This is a genomic window from Streptomyces sp. Ru72 (assembly GCF_002920635.1).
In the GTDB taxonomy this organism is placed as follows: domain Bacteria; phylum Actinomycetota; class Actinomycetes; order Streptomycetales; family Streptomycetaceae; genus Streptomyces.
This window is the reverse complement of record NZ_PQSR01000006.1, coordinates 34799-55685: the sequence shown is the minus strand read 5'-3', so window position 1 is coordinate 55685 and position 20887 is coordinate 34799. Positions and strand designations below refer to the sequence as shown.

The following is a 20887-nucleotide window of genomic DNA, read 5'->3' as shown; positions in this document are numbered from 1 at the left end:
CTCAGTCCTCGCGCCGGTACAGTTCCGCGACGGAGGCCGCCGCCCGCGCCAGTTCCTCGCGAGCCTCGGGCGGTGCCAGCACCTGCAGCCGGTCGGTGAACATCAGCAGTTGGCGCACCTCGCGGACGGACCCGTAGGACAGCCGGGCGGTCACCCAGGGGCTCTCGCCGTCGTCCTCCGGCAGGGCGACGAGCGCGGACGCTGCCAGCCGCTGGAACATGTCCAGGATGCCGCGGCGCACCCGGACCGTCACCTCGAAGCCGTCCGGCCGCTCCTCCACCTGTCGGCGCAGCACCTCCCAGACGTCGGCGAGTTCGACACCGGGACGCCGCCGCACCGGGTCCGGCAGCAGAGTCGCCGAGCGCACCCGGTCCGCGCGGAACAGCCGGGGAGCGCCTCGGCGGTCGGCGACCAGGTACCAGACGCCGGCCTTCGAGACCAGCCCGTACGGGTCCACGGTGTACGTGCGCGGGGCGGTGGCCCCGCTGTGCCGGTAGCGCAGCCTGAGGCGGCGGTCGGCGAACACCGCGTCCTGGAGGGTGTCCAGGTCGACGGCGGACTGCGGGCCGCTCTTCCAGCGTGTGGCGTCGACCAGGATGCGGCGGCTGGTGGCCTCGGCGGCCGGGCGGTGGGGGGCGGGCAGCGCGGCCATCACCTTGCGCAGCGCGGAGCCGAGGGCGGCGTCGAGGCCGAGCGCGGCGTGCGCGCCCTGGGCGGCCAGGATGAACAGGGCGCGGGACTCGTCGGCGGTCAGACCCGTGACGTCCGTACGGAACCCGGCGAGCAGCTCGATGCCGCCGTGCCGACCGCGCTCCGCGTAGACCGGGACGCCGGAGGCCGAGAGGGCCTCGATGTCGCGGTAGATGGTGCGCACCGACACCTCCAGCCGCTCGGCGAGCTCGTGGGCGGGGACGCGGCCGCGGGTCTGGAGCAGCAGGAGGATCGACAGCAGGCGGTCGGACTTCACGGCCACAGGATCGCGGGCACGGGGTCGGCGCGCAAATGTTGACGGAAACTGTCAGGTTATGGCGCGACCCTCCGGATGTCCCTCGCGGACCGAACAGAACGGAGAGAACCGCCATGACCGACGTCGCCACGACCACCGACACCGCCACGACCACCGACGCCATGACCGACCCGCGCCCCGTGTACGCCCGCGCCGCCGAGCAGGCCGCCGCACTGATCGAGACCGTACGGCCCGGGCAGCTCGCGGGCCCGACGCCGTGTTCGGAGTTCGACGTGCGGACCCTCCTGTCACACATCGTCGGCGGCACCCTGCGGATCGCCCGGGTCGGCGCGGGCGGCGACGGGATGGCCGTGCGTCCGTTCGTGGACGGCGTCCCGGACGACGGCTGGGCCGCCGCGTACGAGGAGGCCAGGTCCGCTGTGCGACGGGGCTGGGCGGACGACGGCCGGCTGGACGCGGCGGTGCGCGTGCCGTGGGGAGAGGCGCCGGGGCGCAACGCGCTGTCCGGGTATGTGATGGAGTGCGTGGCCCACACCTGGGATCTCTGGCAGGCCCTGGGCCGGCCCGGCGACCTGGACCCCGAACTGGCGGAGTTCGCGCTCGCGGTGGCCCGCCTCGTCCTGCCGGAAGGGGAACGGGGCGACGACCTGCCGTTCGCGTCGGCGGTTCCGGTCCCCGAGGCGGCGGACGCCTACGCGCGCCTGGCGGCGTGGCTCGGCCGCCGGCCGCTGGACCGGTAGGGCGGAAGGTGTGCGACGGGGGCTGCGGGGACGCGTTGCGCCCCTGCCGCCCTTATCCGTTCCCGTCCCCCAGGGGCCCGGCCCCTTCGACCCGCCGGGGCCCCGCCCCTGGGAGCCCGGCGGGGCTCCGCCTGCGGCATGCCTCCCGACTGTCCGGGTCAGGTCAGTTTGACGCGGGCCAGTTGGCGGGACTGGGCGACCAGGCGGTCCTCGGCGTCCCAGACCTCCGCGTCCTCCTCCAGGAAGCCACCGGCGAGGTTGCGCGTGGTGATCGAGACGCGCAGGGGGCCCGGAGCCGGGCGGGAGCGTACGTGCACGGTCAGTTCGATCGTCGGTACCCAGCCGGAGATTCCCAGCTCGAAGGCTGTGGGCGGCAGTGCGTCCACCGCGAGCAGCAGGGACAGGGGGTCGGCGTCCCGTCCGTCGGCGAGGCCGAACCAGGCCCGCATCTCACCCTTCCCCGAGGGCGCGCCGAGCGCCCAGCCCAGGGTCGCGGGGTCCAGCTTGAGCATCAGCCGGTCGGTGATGGCCGAGCTGCCGGGGATCGGCGCCGGACCGTCCTCGGGGCCGAAGCACTGATCCAGGGGCGGCATCGCGGGCGGCCGCGCGCTCGTGCGGACGTCGTCGGGGAGCGAGTCCAGGTCGCCGTAGGAGGCGAGGACACGGATGCGCTCCACCTCGTGGCCCTCCTCGTCGTACTGGAAGAGGGACGCCTGGCCCGTGGAGAGGGTACGGCCGGTGCGCACCACGTCCGTGCGCACGACGGCCGGCCCCGGCTGGGAGGCGGTCAGGTAGTGCGCCGAGACGGTGAACGGGTCGGGGTGCGGCAGGGCGTCCGCGAGGGCGCGGCCCAGGACGGCCAGCAGATAGCCGCCGTTGACGGCGTTGATGATCGTCCAGCCGGCGGAGAGGTCGATGTCGTAGACGCCGGTTTTCCGTCGCGTGACCGCGGTGTCGCGGTCGAACTCGCTGTCGCCGATCGTGGCCCGCCCGGCCGGTGCGGTAGCTGCTTCTGGCATGCCAGAACCGTACAACAGGAAATTACTAAGCAGTAGCTTTGAGGCCGGTCGAGTGAGTGACGTCGCGCCGGACCTCAGGACGAATTTCGGCCGTTCTTCAGTGAGGTTTTGGCAATTTCTCGGTAAGTGTCCCCACTCGTCCGTGACCGACGGCCCGCTGTCTCCCTCTCAGAAGACGTACAGCCTGTTCCGCCCGTTCACAGGAAGAGCCGCATAGCCGATGAGCCTGACCGGGACGCCGTTCCTCATCACGTCGATCGTCCTCTTGGCGATCGCCCTCATCCTGCCTCTGCTCCTGTGGTCGCGGCTGCGCGGCCCGATGGTGCTGCGCCAGGCCGTCCGAGTGCTCATGCTCGTGTTCGCCCAGGCCACGGCGGTCACCCTCGTCTTCGTCCTGGTGAACAACGCCAACAGCCTCTACGACAACTGGTCCGACCTGTTCGGCACGGGCGACCACGTGCAGCAGGCCGCCGACCTCGGCAAGGACGGCACCGGCGGCATCCAGATCAAGGCCCTGCCCAAGGTCAAACAGACATTCACCCCGGCCGACGGCCCGAACATGCACGCGGCCGGCGGGGTGGAGGTCACCCAGCTCAAGGGCCGGGTCTCCGGCGTCGACGCCGAGGTCTACGTGTGGCTGCCGCCGCAGTACAACGACCCCGCCTACAAGGACAAGAAGTTCCCGGTGGTGGAGCTGCTGTCCGGCTACCCGGGCTCGGCCAAGGCGTGGTTCGGCTCACTGAAGGTGCACGAGCAGCTGCTGCCGCTGATGGAGAGCGGGCAGGTGCAGCCGTTCATCCTGGTGTCGCCGCGCACCAACCTCATCGCCAAGGTGGACACCGGCTGCGCGAACGTCCCGGGCGTGGTGAACGCCGACTCCTGGCTCAGCGTCGACGTGCCCAAGATGATCATGGACAACTTCCGCGCCCAGCCCGCCCCGGACGGGTGGGCGGCCGCCGGGTACTCCGCGGGGGCTCACTGTGCCGCGAAGCTCGCAGTCGCGCACCCCGACCGCTACCGGGCCGCGATCAGCCTGTCCGGCTACAACGACCCGATCGGCGAGCGCAACTCGCTGGCCGCGCGGAGCGTCGAGCTGCGCCGGCAGAACAACCCGTACTTCATCCTGAAGGGCTACCGCACCCCGCCCCGGATCTCGCTGTACCTGTCGGGCCAGATGGGCGACGGCTACCAGGCGGCCGCCGCGCTGCAGGCGATCGCGAAGCCGCCCACGGTGGTGCGCGCGGTGCTGATCCCGCACAGCGCGGGCGGGCACAGCATGGCCCTGTGGCGCCCGCAGATCCCGACGGTGTTCACCTGGCTGAGCCAGCAGATGACCGGCCAGGCCACGGGGAGTCTTCCTCAGCCACATTGGACCGGCGGTTCCAAGCGCGCGGAGCTCGCCAGTGGTACCTCATCGCCATCAGGCGTAGTACGAAAGCGGTGACGACCGCGAGCCCCGAGGTGAGCGGGGTCAGCGCGTCGAAACGTATGCAGAGCGCGACCATGGTGGCCCCGACGATCGCCGGGACCGCGTAGAGGTCGCGGTCCCAGCGCAGCAGCGAGGGCACCTCGTTGGCGAGGACGTCGCGCAGGACACCGCCGCCCACGGCCGTCGCGAGGCCGAGGGCGGCGGACGCGGTCAGGCCGAGTCCGTAGTCGTACGCCTTCGTCGTCCCCGCGACGCAGAACAGCCCGAGGCCGGCCGCGTCGAAGACGTTGACGGCGACCTGGATGCGCTCCACCTGCGGATGGAGGAAGACCACCAGCAGGGCGGCGAACAGCGGGGTCAGGAAGTACCCCAGATCCGTGAACGCCGCCGGCGGCACGGCGCCGATGACCACGTCGCGGAACAGCCCCCCGCCCAGCGCGGTGACCTCGGCGAGCACGGCGATGCCGAAGACGTCGAAGTTCTTGCGGACGGCCAGCAGGGCGCCGGAGATCGCGAAGACGAAGATGCCGACGACATCCAGGGTGTGCTGGACGGAGGGGCTGAACAATTGCTGGAGCACCCTTACATTCTCACTCATCCACGAGGGTGCACCTTACAAAGCAAGGACAACTCCGGATTGCGCCGAAGTTACAGAGCCGGCTTGCCCGTAGTGAAGATCCACTTCTGGAACAGGTCGTCGAGTCGCTGCCCCGAGATCCTCTCCGCGAGCCGGATGAAGTCGCCGGTGTTCGCGTTGCCGTAGCGGTGGAGCCTGGTCCAGGCGGGCAGCAGCTCGAAGAACGCCGTGTCGCCGATGCGCTCGCGCAGCGCCTGGAGCGTCATCGCCCCGCGCTGGTAGACCGCGGAGGCGAACATGGTGTCGCGCTGCGGGTCCGCCACCTTGACCTGCCAGAACGCGTTGTCGGCGGGACGGGCGTCGTACGCCGCGACGAAGGAGTCGTGCGCCGAGCGGGTGCCCTTGTGCTCGGCCCACAGCCACTGGGCGTAGGTCGCGAAGCCCTCGTTGAGCCAGATGTCCTTCCAGTGCGCCACCGAGACCGAGTCGCCGAACCACTGGTGGGCCAGCTCGTGCACGATCGTCGTCTCGTTGCGGACGGCCGAGTACGCGGGCTTCGACTGCACCTCCAGGGAGAAGCCCGCCTCGGGCATGTCGTCGACGATGGCCCCGGTCTCCTCGAAGGGGTACGGGCCGAAGACCTTCGACCAGTAGTCGGTGGCCTCGGCGGTGACGGCGTACACGTCGACGCTGTTGCTGTTCTTCAGCACGGGGTCGATGGCGACGTAGATCGGGATGCCGGACGGCGTCTTCCCCGTCCGCACATCGAACTTGCCGATGGTCGCCGTCGCCAGGTAGGTGGCCATCGGCTTGGACTCCCGCCAGTGGGTGACGGTCTGGTCCCCCTTGTCGTACGTCGATATGAGCCGTCCGTTGGAGACCGCGGTCAGGCCCTTGGGCGCCTTGATGCGGATGTCGTAGGTGGCCTTGTCGGAGGGGTGGTCGCTGGACGGGAACCAGGTGGAGGCGGCGTTGGGCTCGCAGGCGACGAAGACGCCGTCGGCGGTCTTCATCCACCCGTACTTGGATCCGAACACGATGGGACCGCCGAGGGGCTGCGGGACGCCGCCGTAGGTGACGGCCACCGTGAAGTCCCGGCCCCCCGGCAGAACGCCGCGCGGGGTGATGCGGATCTCGTCGCCCTGGCGCGTGAACCGGGCGGGTCTGCCGTTCACCTCGACCTTCGTGACCTGAAGCTGCTGCAGGTCCAGGTCGAATGAGGTCAGGCTCTGGGTGGCACGGGCCGTGATCGTCGTACGGCCGTCGAGGCGGCCGGTGCCCGGGGCGTACGCCACGTCGAGGGCGTAGTGGCGGGCGTCGAAGCCGCCGTTGCCGAGCTGCGGGAAGTAGGAGTCGCCGATGCCGTCGGAGCCCGGGGCCGGGGCGGAGGACGCCGCGACGGCGAGGAAGGAGGCCGCCGCGGTGGCCAGAACCCCTAAGCGCGCCGAACGTGCCGAACGGGAGAGTGCCATGGAGTCATCCCTTCGAGCGTGCGCCGATCAGTCGATCGGGCGGTCACGCCAGACTCTGCACTCCCCCGTTCGGTCATGTGCATGACTTTGCCAAGTTGTCATGCCTTACTTGTCGGTTGACTCCTGACGGTCCGCCGCCGCGGGCTTCTCGGGAGCGGGCTCCTTCGAGGGTGCCTCGCCCCCGTCGGGTTCGTCCGAAGGTGCCTCGCCGGCAGGCTCCTCCGAGTCCGCCTCGCCGGAGGGCTCGTCCGAGGGCGTCTCTTCGGCGGTCTCCTCCGCGGACTCCTCTTCCGCGGATGCGGGGGTCTCCTCCGCAGCAGGTGCTTCCGTGTCCTCCGAGTCGCCGGATGCCTCGGAGGGCTCCTCGGTCGCAGCCGGTGCACCGGAGGCCTCGGCCTCCGCCTCGACCTCCGCGGCCACCGCCGCCGACGTCTCCGCGGACTCCGCCAGCACCTCGTCGGCGACCAGCTTCGCCGCCTCCTTGGCGTCGGAGAGCAGCACCGTGTCCTGTGGGGCCTGGTCCTCGAAGTTCTCCGGATGGTGGCAGGCCACCCGCTGTCCCGGCTTCAGCTCCAGCAGCTGGGGCTCGGTGGTCCGGCAGATCTCCGTCGCCTTCCAGCACCGGGTGTGGAATCGGCAGCCGCTCGGCGGCGCGATCGGCGAGGGGACGTCGCCCTTGAGCAGGATGCGCTCGCTCTTGGCGTTCTTCCGCTTCGGGTCCGGGATCGGCACCGCCGACATCAGCGCCTTGGTGTACGGGTGCATCGGCGCCTTGTACAGCGAGTCGCGGTCGGCCAGCTCGACGATCTTGCCGAGGTACATCACCGCGATCCGGTCCGAGACGTGCCGGACGACCGACAGGTCGTGCGCGATGATCACATACGTCAGGCCCAGCTCCTGCTGGAGGTCGTCGAGCAGATTGACGACCTGCGCCTGGATCGACACGTCGAGCGCGGACACCGGCTCGTCGGCCACGACCAGCTTCGGGTTGAGCGCGAGAGCGCGGGCGATGCCGATGCGCTGGCGCTGACCGCCGGAGAACTCGTGCGGATAGCGGTTGTAGTGCTCGGGGTTGAGACCCACGACCGACAGCAGCCGCTGCACTTCCTTCTTGATGCCGCCCTCGGGCGTGACGCCCTGGAGCCGGAAGGGCGCGCCGACGATGGTGCCGATGGTGTGGCGCGGGTTCAGCGACGAGTACGGGTCCTGGAAGATCATCTGCACATCGCGGCGCAGCGGGCGCATCCCGCTCACGCCGAGGTGCGTGATGTCCTTGCCCTCGAACTCGACGGTGCCCTCGGTCGGCTCCAGCAGCCTGGTGATCAGCCGGCCCATGGTGGACTTGCCGCATCCGGACTCGCCGACGACGCCGAGGGTCTCACCGGCCCTGACCTCGAAGTCGAGGCCGTCGACCGCGCGCACGGCGCCGACCTGCCGCTGGAGCAGGCCCTTGCGGATGGGGAAGTGCTTCTTGAGGCCGGTCACCTTCAGCAGGGTCTCGCCGGGTGCGGCGTCCTTGGTGAGGGTGGCACCGTCGCTCTGCGCAGGAATCGTCACTGCCGCGTCCTTGGAGTTCTCGCTCACAGCTTCGGCGCAATCTCTTCGGTCCAGATACGCTCCCGCTGCTCCTGCGACATGTGGCAGGCGGCCCAATGCCGGCTGCCGACCTCGGTCAGCTCGGGCCGGACGGTGCGGGTGACGTTGTCCTTCGGGACGTCGGCGTACGGGCAGCGGGGGTTGAAGGCGCAGCCGGACGGGACGTTGATCAGGGAGGGCGGTGAGCCCTTGACCGGGATGAGGCGCTCCTGCTGCTCGCGGTCCAGGCGCGGCATCGAGCCGAGCAGGCCCCAGGTGTAGGGGTGGCGGGGCTCGTAGAACACCTTCTCGGCCGGCCCGCGTTCCACGCAGCGGCCGCCGTACATCACCAGGATGTCGTCGGCCAGTTCGGCGACGACGCCCAGGTCGTGGGTGATGATGATGACGGCGGAGCCGAACTCCTTCTGCAGATCGCGCATGAGGTCGAGGATCTGCGCCTGGACGGTCACGTCCAGGGCGGTGGTCGGCTCGTCCGCGATGAGCAGTTCGGGGTTGTTGACCAGCGACATCGCGATCATCGCGCGCTGGCGCATACCGCCGGAGAACTCGTGCGGGTAGTTGTCGACGCGCTTGTCGGGCTGCGGGATGCCCACCCGGTCGAGCATCTCGATCGCCCGCTTGCGGGCGGTCTTCTTGTCGACGTCGTGGTGGATCCGGTACGCCTCCACGATCTGCTGGCCGATCGTGTAGTACGGGTGCAGCGCGGACAGCGGGTCCTGGAAGATCATCGCCATCTCGCGACCGCGCATCTTGCGCACCTGGTCGGGGTCGGCGGACAGCAGCTCGGTGCCGTTCAGCCAGATCTCGCCGGAGATCTGCGCCCTGCGCTTGCCGTACTGGCCCGTGGTGTGCAGGCCCATGATGCCGAGTGAGGTGACGGACTTGCCGGAGCCCGACTCGCCCACGATGCCGAGGGTCTTGCCCTTCTCCAGCTGGAAGCTGAGCCCGTCGACGGACTTCACCAGGCCGTCGTCGGTCGGGAAGTGCACCTTGAGGTCGCGCACCTCGAGGAAGGCGGTCGGCGCGGGCGAGGAACTCGTGGGTTCGCTCACGGCTGCTCCGGTCTTGCTGAGTTCGCTCATGAGAGCCTCACTCGGGGGTCGATCACGGCGTACAGAACGTCCACCACGAGGTTGGCGATGAGCACCGCGAGGGAAGTGATCAGGGTGACGCCCAGGATGATGGGCAGATCCTGGTTCCTGATGGCGTCGAGCACGGCACGGCCGAGGCCCGGCAGGTTGAACGTGGACTCGGTCAGGATGGCACCGCCGATGAGCGCGCCGAGGTCCATGCCGAGCATGGTCAGGATGGGCGTCATCGTCGAGCGCATGGCGTGCTTGCCGATGACGGTCTGTTCGCGCAGGCCCTTTGCGCGGGCGGTGCGGATGTAGTCCTCGCCGAGGATCTCCAGCATGGTGGCGCGGGTGATCCGGGCGTACATCGCCGCGTACAGGAACGCGAGGGTGATCCACGGCAGGATCATGCCGCCGAACCAGCCGCCGACGCTCTGGTCGAGGGGCACGTACTGCGCGTCGATCCACTTCAGGCCGAAGGCGAAGATCGCCAGGCTGAGCAGGCCGGTGAAGTAGATGGGGAGGGACACACCCGCCAGGGCGACGACCATCGCGCCACGGTCCCAGATGCTGCCCCGCTTGAGCGCGGAGAGCACACCCGCCGCGATGCCGAAGATCAGCCACAGCACCGCGGCACCGAGCGCGAGGCCCAGGGTCACCGGGAAGCGGTCCGTCAGCACCGGCCAGACGGCCTGTTCACTGCGGAAGGAGTAGCCGAAGCACGGTGCGGCGCAGTGGGTGACGTCACCGCCGGCCGCGTATGTGCGGCCCGCGAAGATGCCCTTGAAGAACTCCCAGACCTGGACGTAGATCGGGTCGCCGAGGCCCAGCTTCTCGCGCACCGCCTCCACGGCGGCCGGGTCGGCCTGCTTGCCCACGAAACTCGCGGCGATGTCGACGCCCGCCCACTTGGGGACGAGGAAGAAGATGCCGAAGACCACCATGACGATGACCACAAGCATCACTGCGGCGGCGAAGAGCCGCCTGATGAGGTAAGCGAGCACAGCTAACGGCCCGCCGCGGACCGCGGGCCACCGGAGGTCGTCCGGTGGCCCGCGGTCACGCCGCGCCGGCCTTCACCTGCCTTTCGTGCCGTACGGCGGGTGTGCCGGGTTTACTTCGCGGACTTCAGGCCCAGGTTGACGAAGTCGTACTGACCGCTGTACGCGTCGGTCGTGTACACGTTCGCCAGCCGGTTCGAACGCCAGTTGATGAACTTCTCGAAGACGAAGGGCAGGTAGTAGCCGCCCTCCATGACCTTGTGGTTGATCTGCGTGGCGATCTGGGTCTTCTGCGCGGCGTCGAGCGTGTTCACGTACTGGTCGAACAGGCCGTCGATCGCCTTGTCCTTGATCAGGGCGTAGTTGTTGTTGCCGCTCTGCAGGATGTACTTGCTGTCCCACAGCGGCAGACCGAAGCCCTGGACGGTCGGGAAGTCCGGACCCCAGCCCATGATGATGATGCCGTAGCCCTTCTTCTTCACGTTGTCGGGGCTACCGATGATGCCGGTGGTCTGCGAACCGTCGTACTGGTCGATCTGGGCGTTGATGCCGATCTTCTTCAGCGACGCCTGCAGGGACTGGGCGGTGGCCACCTCGACCGGCTTGTTGTTGCGGACGGCGATGGTGGTGCTGAAGCCGTTGGGCTGGCCGCAGGCCTTCAGCTCTTCCTTGGCCTTGGCGGCGTTGCCGTTCTTGTTCGCACCGGCGAGCTCGTACGGGTCGTACTTCTGGCCTTCGGCGCCCGGGACGGACGGCGGCAGCATGTTGGTGCCGATGTCACCACCGGCGACCGGGCCACCGCGCGCGGTCTGCAGGGAGACGTGGTCGGCGCCGTAGATGACGGCCTTGCGGCAGTGCTCGTTGTCGAACGGCTTCACGCTCTGCGGGAAGACCGCGTAACGGATGTAGCCCGAGACCGGGTTGTCCAGGTTGGCCTTGTGCTCCTTCAGGGCGGTGGTGCGGCCCTGGGGCGACATGCCGGTCTGGTTGATGTCCAGATCGATGTCACCGTTGAGCAGACGCTGGTCCAGCTGGTTGGCGTCGGAGAAGAACTGGACGGTGATCTTGTCCGGGTACGCCTTGCGGATCGGGTCCGAGGACTGCTTCCAGTTGGTGTTGCGGACCAGGGTGAGGTCCTTGCCCGGGTTGTACGACTGGAACTTGTACGGGCCCGAGGAGAACGGGTGCAGCGCGTACTTGGACTTGGTGTCCTTGTCCTGGCGGACCGGGGACGCCGAGGTCAGCGCGAGCACTTCCTCGAAGTCGGCGTTCGCCTTGGGCAGGTGGAAGACGATCGTCTTGTCGTCGGGCGTGTCGATCGCCTTCAGACCGAGGTGGTCCGGGGACGTGTCCTTGTACGGGCCCTGGTACTTGCCGTCCGGGTCCAGGAAGTCCTTCAGGTAGGTCGGGCCGCCGGACAGCACGTCCTGCGCCCACACGCGCTCGATGCCGTACTTGACGTCCTTGGACGTGATCGGCTTGCCGTCCTCCCAGGTGATCCCGTCACGCAGCGTGTACGTGTACGTCTTGCCGTCGTCGGAGATCTTGGCGAGCCCGGTGGCGAGGTCCGGGGTCAGCTTGGCGCCTTCCTTACCGGGCTCCGTCTTGTTCGTGACGAGCTGGCGGCTGTAGTAGCGCATGAAGTTCCAGGCGAAGCCGTAGTAGCCGCGCGTGGTGTCCCACGAGTCGGCGTCCTGGGCCCCACCGAACTTGAGCGTGCCGCCCTTCTTGGCCAGGGATGCCTGGGCGACCTTGTTGTTCGCCGCGTCGAAGCCGGCCGCACCGTTCTTCGAACCGCTGTTGTCGTCGTTGCCGCCGCCGCACGCCGCCGTGGTCAGCAGCGCGGCGACCACGGCGGCAGCGGCCATGGCCTGCTTGCGCCGCCCTGAGGTGCGTTGGGTAGTCACGATCTCGGATCCTCCGGATTTGATGAGAGACCCCGTGCAGGTGCCACGGGAAGCTGGGGTACGGCAGTTCAGCGGGAGCCCTTCGGGTCCAGCGCATCGCGCACGCCGTCGCCGAAGAGGTTGAACGCAAGAACGGTGATGAAGATCGCCACGCCCGGGACCACCATGTACATGGGATCCGAGTCGTAGTAGTCGATCGCGCTCGAAAGCATCTGTCCCCAGGAGGCCGTGGGGGGCTTGACGCCCACGCCCAGGAAGCTGAGTGCCGCCTCGGTGAGGATGTTGGTGGGGATCATCATCGTCGTGTACACGATGATCGGCGCGACGAGGTTGGGCAGCAGCTCCTTGAAGAGGATGTAGAGGCGCCCGGCGCCGAGCGAGCGGGCCGCCTCCACGTACTCGCGCTCACGCAGCGAGAGCGTCTGGCCGCGAACCACGCGTCCGATGTAGGGCCAGCCGAAGAAGCCGATGACCAGGATCATCACGAACACGCGCACGCTGGAGCCGGTCAGCCCCAGCATGTTGTTCGGCATGACGGAGACCAGCGCGATGGTGAACAGCAGCTGCGGGAAGGCGAGCAGACCGTCCATGACGCGGCTGACGACCGAGTCGACCCAGCCGCCGAAGAAGCCGGCCAGGACACCCAGGACGGTGCCGAGGATGACGGCGACCATGGCGGACAGGAAGCCGACCAGCAGCGAGACCCGCGCGCCGTAGAGGATGCGGGCGAAGATGTCACGGCCGTTGACCGGCTCGACACCCAGCAGGTGATCGCCGCTGATGCCGCCCAGGGACCCCTTGGGCGTGCCGAAGAGCGGGTCGATCAGGCTCTCGTGGTAGGCGTCGGGATCCTGCCCCACCAGGTTGGAGATCACGGGAGCGAGCAGGGCGACCGCGATGAGCACGAGCACGACGATGCCGCCCGTGAGGGCGAGCTTGTCCTGCTTGAGACGCTCCCAGGCGATCCGTCCCAGGGAGCGGCCCTGAACGGCTTTCGCGTCGGTGGCGGCAGCTGCTGCTTCCTCGGCCGCCCCCGGGGCCGCTTCCGCAGTCGGCTCGTGCAATGGTGCCGTCATCTGGCAGGGACCCCTCTCAACCGGCGGTGGCCGGCCCGCACTTGCCGCGGTGGCGGCATGAATCAGTCCGTCGTACACAGGGGCGAACCCCTTGAAGCGGGAGTCTTCAACGCTTCGGTGATCAGTGGCCAGACTTGACGATGAAAGGATGCATAAACGTGATGCGGACTGGGGAGATCCGTTATCCGGACACCTGGTAACGCGGTGCGGACGCAAGCAAATTGGGACACTTCATACGAGAGACGTACCATCCCCCCTCATCTACGCGCGAAGAAGGGCTCCGGGTACCGAACCCGGCCCTCCGTCCGGCAGACGACGTCAGTACGCGCCGCGCGCAGGTGGATAGCCGTAGCCGCCCGCCGCGGGGGCCGGTGCCGGGGCGTGGGCCTCGCGGTCGTAGAACGGGCGTGAGTTGACGCGCAGCCACATCGCCACCGGGTCGTCCTCGTCGGACAACGCGACCGTCGACACCGGCAGGCCCTCCGGGACGGCCGTGACGGACTGCTGCATCATCGCCCGCACCGAGTCGACGGCGGGCGGTGAGGTGTCGTAGACGTCCAGGCCGATCGCCAGGTACGGCGCGCCGAGGGCGGGTTGCACCCAGGCGCGGCGCAAGGAGCGCACGGCGGGCGTGCGGTGGGCGTTCTGGGTGAGCAGGGCGTAGAACTGCGGGATCTCGATGGCCGGTTCGGACAGCCTGAGGGGGCCCGCGGGCTGGTGCTCCAGGCCGGCGGCGATGCGGCGCAGGTCCAGCCAGGGGATGCCGACGCCACCGCCGGGCGCGTGCGGGTTCAGCCACAGGCCGTAGTGGCCGGGGTAGAGGGCGCGGGCCGCGTCGGCGCCGTCGATCACCTCGTAGGAGCGGGTCCAGCCGCTGGCCGAGAGTTCCTGTGCGGAGGTGACGCAGGGCGCGTAGCCGTGGCCGCCGACTTCCATGGTGGCGTACTGGGCGTCGGGCGAGCCGGCCTGGCCGTGCCACAGCAGCATCCAGACCCTGCCGGTGGACGGGGTCGCGAGCGCGCGCAGGAGCGCCTCGTAGGCGTCGTAACGCCCGGGCGTCACCTGGCGCAGCATGTGTTCGACCTGGCCGGCCGTGGTGCCGCTCGCGCTCACCCCGCTCACCCTTTACCGCCCCTTCGCTGACGATGTGCTCCGCATATGAAACCAGGTTAGGCGGGTCCGCTGACAGCCGGTGCGGGGTGGCTGCCGCCGGTCGCGGGTGCCCGAGAGCTCGGGGTCTGCCGCCGGCCGGCGGGTGCGGCTCGTCCGTGGCTGGGCGCGCCCACGCGGCGGAGCCGTATATCGACACAGCCCCGCGCCCTGAGGGGGAGCCCCTGGCGGAGCGCCGTGTTCAGTACCCCTGTTGGTAGAACGGCCGGACCTTCTCCTTCATCCAGTCGGCCACCGGGTCCTGGGCGACGTCCAGGAGGACCAGGTTGACCGGCCACTTGACCGCGACCTCGGCCAGGGCGCGGCCCAGGGCGTCCAGGGGGAGGGTGCGGAGGTCGCCCTCCCACTGGGAGAGTTCCACGCCGATGAACAGGACCGGGTCCGCCGTCTCGATCGCGGCGAGGCAGCGGCGTGCCGTGAGGACCACCCCGGTCGCCGTGAACTCGGCGGACGCGGCGGCGAGGAAGTCGACCGGGTCGTCCTGCCAGTCCGGTTCGAAGAGGCGGACGCGGCCACCGGTCGTCGGGCCGTCCAGCGGCGTGCGTCCCACGCGGCACAGCTCGGCCACCGCCTCGGGAGGCAGGGGTATGCCGACCACGCCGCCGGGGTTCACCGCGATGCCGACCTGCGGGGGCAGCCCGCGGGCGAACTCGGCGGCGGGCGCGACGGTGTACGACATGTGGCCGCCCGCAGCGTGGCGGAACTGCTCCTCCGAGCTGAACACCGGGACGTACGCCTGGCCCTCGAGCTCCAGCGTGGGCAGGTCGAGGGGGCCGCTGTGCGGGCCGCCGCCGTTGGGCAGCGGCACCCACAGGAAGCTGCGGCCGAGCACCTCGACGATCCGGCCGCCCGCCGAGGGGATGCCGAGCGAGGCGGAGAGCACCTCCTCCAGCTCGTTGCCCGGCCATCCGCCGTGCGGATGGGGGTGCGCCTGTGCCGGGAAGTCCGCGGGAAGGTCCGCCGGGATGTCCATCTGCCTACCGCCTGCCGAGTACCACTGGTGTGGCGAAAAGGCTAACGGGTGCGCGGGCACCGCGATTCATTCCGTTTCTTCCGCCCGGTCCGCGAAGTCGATCCGGCGCAGTACGTCCGCCGCGTCCCGGTCGAGCAGCACCGCCGAGCCGCAGCCCTCCGGGAGCCGGCCCCGCTCGACGGCGCGCAGCAGACGGCGGTTGGCACGGCGGTGGCGCAGGAAGGCGTACCGGGAGACGCCCCGGCCCCTCTCGCGCTGGCCGTCCAGGGCCGCGTCGGGGGTGACGTCGAGCAGGAGCAGATGGAGCGTGCCGCCACGGCGCCGGGCCTCACGGGCCAGCCAGGTGCGCACCCAGGTCTGGGTGCCGCAGTCGTGCACGACGACTCCGCTGCCGGTGCGCAGGACCCGGCGCAGGCCCGCGTAGTGCGCGAGGCGGACCAGGGGGCGGTAGACCCCGTACGGCAGGAAGCGGGCCAGGCGGGCGTCCCAGCGGTCGCGGGTGTCCTGGGAGTCGACGCGGGCGCCCGGCACCGTGCGCCGCATGAGCGTGGACTTGCCGCTGCCGGGCAGGCCGGTGACCACGACGAGGTCGCGGGCGCCGAAGGTGAGCCCGTACGGGCTGCGGCCCCCTCGGTCGCGCAGGTCGCGGACCACCGGCGCCGGCACCGGCGCGCCGGCCTCCCGGACCGGGACTCCGGGCTGCCGGGGTACCGCGATGCCCGTGCTCATGGCGTACGCCGTCGTCCTGTTCACCGTGATCGTCCTCCCTTGCGGTCAGGAAGCCCCATCCCCGCCGAGCGTAAAGAGAAGGTAATGGACGGTTCTCCCGATGGCGTTCGCGTACTGCCACAAGCCGGTCACAGATGCGTCCGGGAGCCGGTCGTGGAGGCGGGCCCGAGCCGGTCGACCACGCGGCCTGCCACGATCGGGCGAGGCGTGCAATGATGTGCGCGCCAACTGCATACCGGCCGCTTGAATCCGCGCGGGAGAGTTCCGGGGACGTACGGGGTACGTACGTGAGCCCGGGCGCCGAAGGAGCAAGTCCCTCCCTTGAATCTCTCAGGCCCCGATACCGCGCGGGCGAGGCACATCTGGAAAGCGGGCCGCTTCTCGGTGGCTCCACCCAAGGTGCAAGCCGTGACGACCCGCCGTGCGGGCGTTCATGGCGAACCTCTCAGGTTCCGATGACAGATGGGGAGGACCGACCTCGCCCTCCCCCACGCTCGAATTCGCTCGCGCGGGGGGACCCACGCCCTGGGAGCACAACCGATGAGCAGTAGCCCCCTGCGCCGCACCGCGCTCGATGCCCTGCATCGTTCGCTCGGCGCGACGATGACCGACTTCGCCGGCTGGGACATGCCCCTCAGGTACGGCTCCGAGCGCGACGAGCACGTCGCCGTCCGTAGCAAGGCGGGGCTGTTCGACCTCTCGCACATGGGTGAGATCACGGTGACCGGGCCCGAGGCGGACCGGTTCCTCAACCACGCGCTGGTCGGCGACATCGCCTCCGTCCGCGTGGGCCGCGCCCGCTACACCATGATCTGCCAGGAGGACGGCGGCATCCTGGACGACCTGATCGTCTACCGGCTGGCCGACGCCGAGTACATGATCGTCGCCAACGCCTCCAACGCCCAGGTGGTCCTCGACGCGCTGACCGAGCGTGCCGCGGGCTTCGCCGCCGCGGTCCGCGACGACCGGGACGCGTATGCACTGATCGCCGTGCAGGGTCCCGAGGCCCCCGGCATCCTGAAGTCACTTACCGACGCCGACCTCGACGGCCTGAGGTACTACGCCGGCCTGCCCGGCACGGTCGCGGGTGTTCCCGCCCTCATCGCGCGCACCGGCTACACCGGCGAGGACGGCTTCGAGCTGTTCGTCGCGCCCGAGCACGCCGAGAAGCTGTGGCAGGCGCTGACCGAAGTGGGCGCCCCCGTCGGCCTGGTCCCCTGTGGGCTCTCGTGCCGGGACACGCTGCGCCTGGAGGCGGGCATGCCGCTGTACGGGCACGAGCTGAGCACCTCGCTGACGCCCTTCGACGCCGGGCTCGGCCGGGTGGTGAAGTTCGAGAAGGAGGGCGACTTCGTGGGGCGTGCCGCGCTGGAGGAGGCCGCGTCCCGGGCGCAGGAGAACCCGCCGCGCGTCCTCGTCGGCCTGGTCGCCGAGGGCCGTCGCGTGCCGCGGGCCGGGTACCCGGTCGTCGCGGGCGGCGAGGTGATCGGCGAGGTCACCTCCGGGGCGCCCTCGCCCACGCTGGGCAGGCCGATCGCGATGGCGTACGTCGACGCCGCGCACTCCGCGCCGGGCACGCCCGGGGTCGGGGTGGACATCCGGGGCAGCCACGAGCCGCACGAGGTCGTGGCACTGCCGTTCTACAAGCGCCAGAAGTAGGCACTCGGCGGACAGGTGACGTGATCCCGCGCACCTCCGCCGTGCTCACGCACGTCTCCAGCAGTACTCCCTTCACCACCACTCCCCCGCGTACAGGAGAATTCAGGCCATGAGCAACCCCCAGCAGCTGCGCTACAGCAAGGAGCACGAGTGGCTGTCGGACGCCGAGGACGGCGTCGCGACGGTCGGCATCACGGAGCACGCGGCGAACGCGCTCGGCGATGTCGTCTTCGTCCAGCTCCCGGAGGTCGGTGACACGGTGACCGCGGGCGAGACCTGCGGCGAGCTGGAGTCGACCAAGTCGGTCAGCGACCTGTACTCCCCGGTCACCGGCGAGATCACGGAGGTCAACGAGGACGTGGTCAACGATCCGTCGCTGGTGAACTCCGAGCCCTTCGAGGGCGGCTGGCTCTTCAAGGTGCGCGTGTCCGAGGAGCCGGCCGACCTGCTGTCCGCCGACGAGTACGACGCCCACATCGCCGGCTGAGGAGCGCACCCGCAGATGACCGTTCTGAACACGTCCCTGCACGACCTGGACCCGGAGGTCGCCGCGGCGGTCGACGCCGAGCTGCACCGCCAGCAGTCCACCCTCGAGATGATCGCCTCCGAGAACTTCGCCCCGCTGGCGGTCATGGAGGCCCAGGGCTCGGTCCTCACCAACAAGTACGCCGAGGGCTACCCCGGCCGCCGCTACTACGGCGGCTGCGAGCACGTCGACGTCACCGAGCAGATCGCCATCGACCGGATCAAGGAGCTGTTCGGCGCGGAGTACGCCAATGTGCAGCCCCACTCCGGCGCCTCCGCCAACCAGGCCGCCCTGTTCGCGCTGGCCCAGCCCGGCGACACCATCCTCGGCCTGGACCTGGCGCACGGCGGCCACCTGACCCACGGGATGCGGCTGAACTTCTCGGGCAAGCAGTTCGACGTGGTCGCCTACCACGTGGACGAGTCGGGCCTGGTCGACATGGCCGAGGTCGAGCGGCTCGCCAAGGAGCACCGCCCGAAGGTGATCATCGCCGGCTGGTCGGCGTACCCGCGGCAGCTGGACTTCGCCGAGTTCCGCCGGATCGCGGACGAGGTCGAGGCGTACCTGTGGGTGGACATGGCCCACTTCGCCGGTCTGGTCGCGGCGGGCCTGCACCCCAACCCGGTGCAGTACGCCGATGTCGTCACCTCCACCACCCACAAGACGCTGGGCGGCCCCCGCGGCGGCATCATCCTCGCGAAGAAGGACTTCGCGAAGAAGCTGAACTCGTCCGTCTTCCCGGGCTTCCAGGGCGGCCCCCTGGAGCACGTGATCGCGGCCAAGGCGGTGTCCTTCAAGGTCGCCGCGTCGGAGGAGTTCCGCGAGCGCCAGCGCCGCACGGTCGAGGGCGCGAAGATCCTCGCCGAGCGGCTGACGGCCGCCGACGCGCGCGAGGCCGGCGTGAACGTCCTGACCGGCGGCACGGACGTGCACCTGGTCCTGGTCGACCTGCGCGACTCCGAGCTGGACGGGCAGCAGGCCGAGGACCGTCTGCACGAGGTCGGCATCACGGTCAACCGCAACGCGGTGCCGAACGACCCGCGCCCGCCGATGGTCACCTCGGGCCTGCGCATCGGCACGCCGGCCCTGGCGACCCGGGGCTTCACGGCCGAGGACTTCGCGGAGGTCGCGGACGTCATCGCCGAGACGCTGAAGCCGTCCTACGACGCGGAGGGGCTCAGGGCCCGGGTCAAGGCCCTGGCCGAGAAGCACCCGCTGTACCCGGGTCTGAACAAGTAAGTCACCTTCTGCGGGGCACCGCGCACACTGGGAGTACCGGCGTGCGCGGTGCCCGCACCCCTGTACCGCCCCTTCTGCACCACCCCTTTTTGCACCACCCCCGTAGTGAGGAGTCATCCGTGGCCGTCTCGGTCTTCGACCTTTTCTCGATCGGCATCGGCCCGTCCAGCTCCCACACGGTCGGCCCGATGCGCGCGGCCCGCATGTTCGCCCGCCGACTGGGCAACGAGGACCTGCTGGCCTCGGTGGCGTCCCTGCGCTGCGAGCTGTACGGCTCCCTCGGCGCGACCGGCCACGGTCACGGCACCCCCAAGGCGGTCCTGCTCGGCCTGGAGGGCGCCTCCCCGCGCACGGTGGAGGTCGAGACGGCGGACGAGCGGGTCGAGGCGATCAAGGCGGAGGGCCGTCTGAAGCTGCTCGGCGAGCACGAGATCCCGTTCTCCTTCCACGACGACCTGATCCTGCACCGCCGCAAGGCGCTGCCGTACCACGCCAACGGCATGACGGTGTGGGCGTACGACGCCGAGGGCGAGGAGCTGCTCTCCAAGACGTACTACTCGGTCGGCGGCGGCTTCGTCGTGGACGAGGACGCGGTGGGCGCCGACCGCATCAAGCTCGACGACACGGTCCTGAAGTATCCCTTCCGCACGGGCGACGAACTGCTGCGGCTGACGAAGGAGACGGGCCTGTCGATCTCCTCGCTGATGCTGGAGAACGAGCGGGCGTGGCGTTCGGAGGAGGAGATCCGCTCCGGACTGCTGGACATCTGGCGGGTCATGCAGGGGTGCGTGGCGCGGGGCATGTCCCGGGAGGGCATCCTGCCCGGCGGCCTGAAGGTGCGCCGCCGGGCGGCCGTCACCGCACGCCAGCTGCGCGCCGAGGGCGACGCCACGGCCCGCGCGATGGAGTGGATCACGCTCTACGCGATGGCGGTGAACGAGGAGAACGCGGCCGGCGGCCGGGTCGTGACCGCGCCCACGAACGGCGCCGCGGGCATCATCCCGGCGGTCCTGCACTACTACATCAACTTCGTGCCCGGCGCGGACGAGGACGGGGTCGTGCGCTTCCTGCTCGCCGCGGGAGCGATCGGCATGCTCTTCAAGGAGAACGCGTCCATCTCCGGCGCGGAGGTCGGCTGCCAGGGCGAGGTCGGCTCGGCCTGCTCCATGGCGGCGGGCGCGCTGGCGGAGGTGCTGGGCGGCACCCCCGAGCAGGTGGAGAACGCCGCCGAGATCGGTATGGAGCACAACCTCGGCCTGACCTGCGACCCGGTCGGCGGCCTCGTCCAGATCCCGTGCATCGAACGCAACGGCATGGCCGCGGTGAAGGCCGTCACGGCGGCCCGGATGGCGATGCGCGGCGACGGCTCGCACAAGGTCTCCCTCGACAAGGTCATCAAGACGATGAAGGAGACCGGCGCGGACATGAGCGTCAAGTACAAGGAGACGGCGCGGGGCGGGCTGGCCGTCAACATCATCGAGTGCTGAGGGAACCGGCCCCGACCTGGCACGTCGCGGCTGCCGGGACCGGCCCTCGGTCCTGACGGGACACCCGAGCCACCGCGCCACGCGGTGGTCGGTCGCCCGGCCGCGTCTCAGTGCGGGAAGGCTGCCGGCCGAGTGCTCCTGATGCCCAGTGGCCGACCCGGACCGCTGTCGTGGAACCACGTTCTGCTGAAACGTGCCGCCGGCGCGCTCCTGCGCTTCGTCCGGGGGCTACCGCACGGTAACCACT

Annotated in this window: 17 protein-coding genes, 1 pseudogene and 1 riboswitch; of the genes and pseudogenes, 6 read left to right on the top strand and 12 right to left on the bottom strand. The window is 70.0% G+C overall.

Annotated features, from left to right (window positions below):
* Position 1 precedes the first annotated feature (1 nt).
* Positions 2-967 carry a YafY family protein gene (locus C3488_RS04650; RefSeq protein WP_103838085.1) on the bottom strand — a complete coding sequence of 322 codons (966 nt, stop codon included), beginning with the start codon at positions 965-967 and terminating at the stop codon, positions 2-4.
* Between the two features lie 113 nt (positions 968-1080).
* Here C3488_RS04650 and C3488_RS04645 point away from each other — a divergent pair, with 113 nt between their 5' ends.
* Complete coding sequence (locus C3488_RS04645) at positions 1081-1707, top strand: TIGR03086 family metal-binding protein (RefSeq protein ID WP_258053290.1); 627 nt, start codon at positions 1081-1083, stop codon at positions 1705-1707.
* A 158-nt stretch (positions 1708-1865) separates the two neighbouring features.
* Here the strand turns inward: C3488_RS04645 and C3488_RS04640 are convergent, their stop codons facing one another.
* Positions 1866-2726, bottom strand: a complete 861-nt coding sequence (locus tag C3488_RS04640) for a thioesterase family protein (protein ID WP_103838009.1) — start codon at positions 2724-2726, stop codon at positions 1866-1868.
* Between the two features lie 220 nt (positions 2727-2946).
* Here C3488_RS04640 and C3488_RS42335 point away from each other — a divergent pair.
* Positions 2947-3747, top strand: a pseudogene (locus tag C3488_RS42335) (alpha/beta hydrolase); the annotation flags it as partial.
* Positions 3748-4036: 289 nt separating this feature from the next.
* Here the strand turns inward: C3488_RS42335 and C3488_RS04630 are convergent.
* The 10 genes from C3488_RS04630 to C3488_RS04585 form a co-directional block, all read right to left on the bottom strand.
* On the bottom strand, positions 4037-4735 hold the full coding sequence (locus C3488_RS04630; RefSeq protein ID WP_103838008.1) for a trimeric intracellular cation channel family protein: 699 nt from the start codon (positions 4733-4735) through the stop codon (positions 4037-4039).
* A gap of 68 nt (positions 4736-4803) precedes the next feature.
* On the bottom strand, positions 4804-6204 hold the full coding sequence (locus tag C3488_RS04625; RefSeq protein WP_103838007.1) for a M1 family metallopeptidase: 1401 nt from the start codon (positions 6202-6204) through the stop codon (positions 4804-4806).
* A 105-nt stretch (positions 6205-6309) separates the two neighbouring features.
* Entirely contained in the window at positions 6310-7761 is a 1452-nt protein-coding gene (locus C3488_RS04620) for a dipeptide ABC transporter ATP-binding protein (protein WP_103838083.1), read from the bottom strand.
* Between the two features lie 23 nt (positions 7762-7784).
* Positions 7785-8882 (bottom strand): ABC transporter ATP-binding protein, encoded by a 1098-nt coding sequence (locus C3488_RS04615; RefSeq protein WP_103838006.1) that lies wholly within the window; start codon positions 8880-8882, stop codon positions 7785-7787.
* Positions 8879-9877, bottom strand: coding sequence for an ABC transporter permease (locus C3488_RS04610; RefSeq protein WP_103838005.1), 999 nt, complete (start codon positions 9875-9877; stop codon positions 8879-8881). The genes C3488_RS04615 and C3488_RS04610 overlap by 4 nt, the downstream gene beginning before the upstream one ends.
* 110 nt (positions 9878-9987) lie before the next feature.
* Positions 9988-11781 (bottom strand): ABC transporter substrate-binding protein, encoded by a 1794-nt coding sequence (locus C3488_RS04605; protein WP_103838004.1) that lies wholly within the window; start codon positions 11779-11781, stop codon positions 9988-9990.
* Between the two features lie 68 nt (positions 11782-11849).
* A complete protein-coding gene (locus C3488_RS04600) occupies positions 11850-12857 on the bottom strand; it encodes an ABC transporter permease (protein WP_103838003.1) in 1008 nt (335 codons plus the stop codon).
* A gap of 318 nt (positions 12858-13175) precedes the next feature.
* The gene (locus tag C3488_RS04595; protein ID WP_103838002.1) at positions 13176-13970 is read right to left on the bottom strand and encodes an enhanced serine sensitivity protein SseB C-terminal domain-containing protein; all 795 of its coding nucleotides are present in this window, start codon (positions 13968-13970) and stop codon (positions 13176-13178) included.
* 238 nt (positions 13971-14208) lie between these two features.
* Complete coding sequence (locus C3488_RS04590; RefSeq protein ID WP_103838001.1) at positions 14209-15000, bottom strand: enhanced serine sensitivity protein SseB; 792 nt, start codon at positions 14998-15000, stop codon at positions 14209-14211.
* 66 nt (positions 15001-15066) lie between these two features.
* Complete coding sequence (locus C3488_RS04585) at positions 15067-15759, bottom strand: AAA family ATPase (RefSeq protein WP_103838000.1); 693 nt, start codon at positions 15757-15759, stop codon at positions 15067-15069.
* A gap of 214 nt (positions 15760-15973) precedes the next feature.
* A riboswitch (glycine riboswitch) is annotated at positions 15974-16085 on the top strand.
* 184 nt (positions 16086-16269) lie between these two features.
* On the opposite strand from C3488_RS04585, the gene gcvT reads away from it, so the two are divergent.
* The 4 genes from gcvT (at position 16270) to C3488_RS04565 (ending at position 20640) form a co-directional block, all read left to right on the top strand.
* Positions 16270-17388: a glycine cleavage system aminomethyltransferase GcvT gene (gcvT, locus tag C3488_RS04580; RefSeq protein ID WP_103837999.1), complete on the top strand. Its 1119-nt coding sequence runs from the start codon at positions 16270-16272 to the stop codon at positions 17386-17388.
* A 109-nt stretch (positions 17389-17497) separates the two neighbouring features.
* Positions 17498-17875 (top strand): glycine cleavage system protein GcvH, encoded by a 378-nt coding sequence (gene gcvH, locus C3488_RS04575; RefSeq protein WP_103837998.1) that lies wholly within the window; start codon positions 17498-17500, stop codon positions 17873-17875.
* A gap of 15 nt (positions 17876-17890) precedes the next feature.
* Positions 17891-19153: a serine hydroxymethyltransferase gene (glyA, locus tag C3488_RS04570; RefSeq protein ID WP_103837997.1), complete on the top strand. Its 1263-nt coding sequence runs from the start codon at positions 17891-17893 to the stop codon at positions 19151-19153.
* Positions 19154-19272: 119 nt separating this feature from the next.
* The gene (locus C3488_RS04565) at positions 19273-20640 is read left to right on the top strand and encodes an L-serine ammonia-lyase (RefSeq protein WP_103837996.1); all 1368 of its coding nucleotides are present in this window, start codon (positions 19273-19275) and stop codon (positions 20638-20640) included.
* The last annotated feature ends 247 nt before the right edge of the window (positions 20641-20887 follow it).